Source organism: Binatus sp. (SeqCode) (assembly GCF_050013435.1).
Taxonomy (GTDB): domain Bacteria; phylum Desulfobacterota; class Binatia; order Binatales; family Binataceae; genus Binatus.
This window is the reverse complement of record NZ_JBEKFG010000125.1, coordinates 1-4,848: the sequence shown is the minus strand read 5'-3', so window position 1 is coordinate 4,848 and position 4,848 is coordinate 1. Positions and strand designations below refer to the sequence as shown.

Genomic DNA, 4,848 nt, shown 5'->3' with positions numbered 1-4,848 from the left:
CCCCGCGCACCTGAGTGGCGGGGCTGAGTTTCAAGCGTAGGCGGATGCCGAGCCTGAAAGTTCAAAGAGCAGTTATTTCTCGCGGCTGTTTTTGAGGGGCCGCACGTTGTCTTTCCCTGGCGTCTGTTTTGGCTCGTCGGTCTGCGCCTTGGGTGGTCGCAGGACAATCTTGCCGTTGATCGGCAGCGCTTGGAGGACGATGTTGAAGCCCTCGCCGTCCTGGTGCATGTTCACGAAGCCGAGGCAACTTCCGTTGGTTGGTTGGTTGTTGGTTTGGCTGCTGACGCCGCGACAGTCTCTCAGAGGCCGTTTCGAAATTCGTAGTCAGCCGTGCAGCTCATCAAGCAAGGCCTTGGCCTCCTTCAGATCGAGCGTGTCGAAGCCTTCGGTGAACCAGCCATAGACCGGCGCGAGAAGATCGTGGGCTTGCTGCCGCTTCCCCTGGTCACGCCACAGCCGCGCCATGCTCATCGCCGCGCGCAGTTCTAAGGACTTTGCCTGTTGCTTGCGCGCAACCGCGAGCGCGCGCTCGAAATAGGCTTGCGCTTTCGCAGCATCCGGCTCCGGCGACATCAGCGCGATTTCCCCGGCCTTTCGATGGATGTCGGGTTCAAACCACCTTTCGTTGGTTGTTTCAACCGTCGTCATCGCTTCACCAATGCAGCGCCGAGCGTCATCGAATTGGCCGAGTTCCGCACGGGCGTGTGCCAAATATGACAAATAAAATGGCAGATACAGTGTTGATCCCGTTGATCGATAGGCAGTAATTCCGGAGGTCAGCATTTTGCTCGCGTCTGAAGCATTGCCGGTCGGGGCCAATACGGCACCTTGGGCCATCATTCCAAGGGCCTTCCACAAGGGGGCGCCTTTTTCGTCCGCCAGCGCGAGAAGTTCCTGGGATTGCGCAACTGCGATTGCGTAGTCGCCGCACTGGATATGGGTCCATGTTGCTAGAATGTACATCAGCGTGCCGGCGTGACCGATCTCGCGCGCATTCTTGAGCGCGTCGTCTGCGTCTGCGAGCGCGACCTCGGGATAGCCAAGCAACCATAAGGCCCACGATCGCCAAAAGAGGATCGCCACCCCAACGTCTTGGCCAAATCGCGTCGCCAGCGGGCGATGCTCGGCGGGATCGTAAAGCGCGATCGCCTTATCGCAGTGCGCCCGCGCTTTCGCGATGTCCCCCGTACCCACCAAGGAAGTGGCCATGAGGCGATGTCCAATCATGAGCGGAACCGTTGTTCCTTGCTTCTCGGCGAGCGCCAGGAACTGGGCCGCGAGATCGCGACTGACATCGCCATCGAATGCCACAAAATTCGCGACCCAGAGGCCGTAGAAGACCGAGAACAGCAGCAGCGGGTCTTCGGGAGGCTCGCCGAGCGCCTCCGCTCGCTCGATCAGCAAGCGTGCCTGCTCGACGGCCGCTTTGGGCTCAGGCGCCGCATAGCCTTTGGTATGCATCAGAGCGTTTGCGAGCGCGACCTGAAGTTTGATCTCTTCGCGACGCAGCGCCGGTGTGCCAGGCAAGGTCGCGATCTGTTCGAGCGCACGCCTAAGCTGCTCCACGGCTTCGATCAGCGCCGAACGCGCGAGCGACCGCTGTCCCGCTTTGCCCCATAACCTCGCCGCCTTCTCGATCAGCCCGGCCTCGGTGCAGTGACGCGCCAGCAGCTCCGGCTGACGCTCGACGATCTCGGCGAATTGGCTTTCAAGGGTTTCGGCGATGCGGGCGTGCAGCGCGCGGCGCGGCTCGCGCAGCAGCGTGCCATAAGCCGCGTCCTGCACCAGCGCATGCTTGAACAGATAAGTCGCATGTGGCGGTACGCCCTGCCGGGACAGCAAACCGGCCCCAATCAGACGCTCCAGCGCCGCGCTCAGCTCAGCTTCGGGCTTGCGTGCCACCGCAGCCAGCAGGGCATGGGAGAACTCCCGGCCGATCGCCGCCCCGATCTGCGCTACCTCCTTGGCGGGGCCGAGCCGGTCGAGCCGCGCCATCAGCGAGGCGTGTAAGCTTGCGGGCACCGCCAGAGCCGGGGACGGAACCGCCGCAACGGTGCGCCGCGCTTCGCCCTCGCCCTCCGCCTCCAGCACCGCCTTCGTCATCTCCTCGACAAACAGGGGAATGCCATCGGTGCGCTCCAAGATCTCCGCCATCACATCAGCTGGTAGCCCCTTGTTGCCGACAAGATCCGCGATGATGGCCGCCGTTTCACACTCTCCAAGCCGGTTGAGTGCCAGGAACATCACATGTGAATGCCCCACCCACGGCGCGTTGAAGTCGGGGCGGAAAGTTACGATGAGCAGCACCGATAGGGTTTTAATTCGATCCACCGTCCGACCGAACGCTTCCAGGCTCGTGGGGTCGATCCAATGTGCATCTTCGAAGATCATCAACACCGGCTGCTGTCTAGCCAGTCCCGCGAGTTGTGCCGTCAGGGCTTCCAGCGTTCTCTGCCTGCGCTGTTCCGGGGCCAGGTCGAGCGCCGGATACCGTCCATCATTCGGGAGCGACAGCATCTCCGCAAAGAGCGCCGCTTCCTGGATGGGGGTCGAAGTCTGCGCCAGCACCGCATCGAGTTTGTCGAGCTTTGCTTGCGCGGTGTCGCCGTGGGCCAAGCCTGCGGCACGTTCCATCTGGCTGATGACCGGATAAAGCGCGCTGTCGGTGTGCTGCGGCGAGCAGAAGTAGCGCAAGCGCGTGTGCGGTTCGCTGGCGAGGCGTTCCAGCAGTGCGGCCGTGAGCCGCGATTTACCGATACCGGCCTCGCCGGAAAGGAGTACCACCTGGCCTTCGCCGGTCTTCGCTCTCGACCAGCGCCGCAGCAACAATTCGAGTTCTTCTTCCCGCCCGACCAATGCGGTCAGGCCGGTTGTGTGCAGCGCCTCGAAGCGGCTCTCCACTGAACTCGCCCGAACTGCCGCCCAGGCTCGCACCGGACCGGCGATGCCTTTGAGGTCCTTCGCCCCGAGGTCCTGCAACTCGAACAGATTGCCGAGAAGTTTTCGCGTGTCCTCGGCGATGACCACCATGTTCGGCTCGGCGATCCCTTGCAAGCGCGCCGCGAGGTTCGGCGTCTCGCCGACGATGCCGCGCTCCTGTGCCTCGCCTGATCCAACCAGATCGCCAACGACAACGAGCCCGGTTGCTATGCCGACACGGGTTTGCAGGGGAGCGTTCGGTTTGAGCGCGCTCACGGCACCAATCAGTTCTAGCCCCGCCCGCACTGCCCGCTCGGCGTCGTCCTCATGGGCCTGCGGGTAGCCGAAATAAACCAGCACGCCGTCGCCCATGTACTTGGCCACAAACCCGTCGAAGCGGCGCACGGTTTCGGCTACGCATCTCTGATAGGCGGAAATAACCTCGCGCAGGTCTTCGGGGTCCATGCGGGCGGAGAGCGCCGTCGAACCAACAAGGTCGGAGAACATCACCGTAACTTGGCGGCGCTCGGCGGTGTCCTGGGTCTTCGGGTCCATCGCGGCGACGGGTATCGGCGAGGGAGCTTCGGGCGCCACAACGAGGGCCGCGATCGCCTCCAACAGCTTCTTGCGATGGCCGAACGACGCGACGCCGATGTCCTTGAGATCGTCGTTGGTCAGCCGGCCCAGCAGCTCGATGTCGATGTCGTTGGCGCGGAACATCTCGGCATACTGGGCGAGGCCGATCCCGCGGAGCCAACCGTCGATATCCAAGTTCAGTCCCCCCGGCTCTTTTCAGCGGTAGTTTTTGAAAAAGGTTGAGTCACTGGCGCTCGCCGTGATTCCAAGGTGTTTCTTGAACCAACCTTGGATTCGCCATGTGGACGCCAACTACTCGACAGCAGCATAGTCGCATCGTCGCGCGATACCAGACCGATCTGACCGACGCAGAGTGGCGCGTGATCGCGCCGCATTTGCCGAAGCCCTGCGCGACGGGCCGGCCGCGCCAGTGGCCAATGCGCGAGATCGTCAACGGCATCTTCTATGTCATGCGGGCGGGCTGCCCGTGGCGCCTGCTGCCGAAGGACTTGCCGCCATGGGGGACGATTTACCGCTGGTTTGCTGCCTGGCGCGACGACGGACGTTTTGAACGGATAAACCACGCGCTCGTAATGGCAGATCGCGAACGGGTCGGGCGCGACGCCAGCCCCTCGGCCGCGATTATCGACAGCCAGAGCGTCAAGACCGCCGAGGCCGGCGGCCCACGCGGTTATGATGCTGGAAAGAAGATCAACGGGCGCAAGCGCCATGCTCTCGTTGACACAGATGGGCGTGGCTTCGTGCTCGAACCGCATCCGGCAAGTCTTCAGGATCGTGATAGCGGTGGGCCGCTGCTACACGCCTCGCGCCGCTCGTTTCCCTTCATCAAGCGGGTTTTTGCCGACAGCGGATACGCCGGCGAAATGGTGGCCAAGGCCACGGTGATTGCCATCGAGATCGTGCGCAAGAACCCTGATCAGGTCGGGTTTGCTGTTAATCCGCGGCGCTGGGTGGTCGAGCGGTTCTTCGCCTGGATCGGGCGCAATCGACGGCTGGCAAAGGACTTCGAGGCCACCATCGACTCCGCACGCGCCTTCCTCTACGCCGCATCTGTCATACTGCTCGTGCGTCGGATCGCTCGTGCTTCATGACTTTCGAAACCGACTCTCAGGCGGCCGACCGAACGTCGATCCTAACCTTGAGACCCGCACGCGCCGCCAAGATTAGCAGGGCATCGAGCGAGAACTCATTGATTTTGCCATGCAGCAAGTCATTGAGGCGAGGCTGCGTGATGCCGAGCTGGCGCGCGGCCCGCGCCTACGTGGTTTTCCAGCCATGTAGCTTCTCTTTGATGGCGCTCATGACGTTGGAGTGCATCGTCATCGTCGCAGC

Annotated in this window: 3 protein-coding genes and 1 pseudogene; 1 reads left to right on the top strand and 3 read right to left on the bottom strand. The window is 62.7% G+C overall.

All coding sequences use genetic code 11. The annotated features are described in order from the left end of the window. Positions 1-72: 72 nt before the first annotated feature. Together ABSB13_RS16540 and ABSB13_RS16535 are read right to left on the bottom strand one after the other, a co-directional pair. Positions 73-234 (bottom strand): hypothetical protein, encoded by a 162-nt coding sequence (locus ABSB13_RS16540; RefSeq protein WP_428110415.1) that lies wholly within the window; start codon positions 232-234, stop codon positions 73-75. A 90-nt stretch (positions 235-324) separates the two neighbouring features. Further along, entirely contained in the window at positions 325-3,690 is a 3,366-nt protein-coding gene (locus ABSB13_RS16535) for an AAA family ATPase (protein WP_428110414.1), read from the bottom strand. A 104-nt stretch (positions 3,691-3,794) separates the two neighbouring features. Between ABSB13_RS16535 and ABSB13_RS16530 the strand changes: the two genes are divergently transcribed. Then, positions 3,795-4,607, top strand: coding sequence for an IS5 family transposase (locus tag ABSB13_RS16530; RefSeq protein WP_428110412.1), 813 nt, complete (start codon positions 3,795-3,797; stop codon positions 4,605-4,607). Positions 4,608-4,623: 16 nt separating this feature from the next. Here ABSB13_RS16530 and ABSB13_RS16525 read toward each other — a convergent pair. Then, positions 4,624-4,755 (bottom strand): annotated as a pseudogene (locus tag ABSB13_RS16525) (XRE family transcriptional regulator); the annotation flags it as partial. Positions 4,756-4,848: the final 93 nt, after the last annotated feature.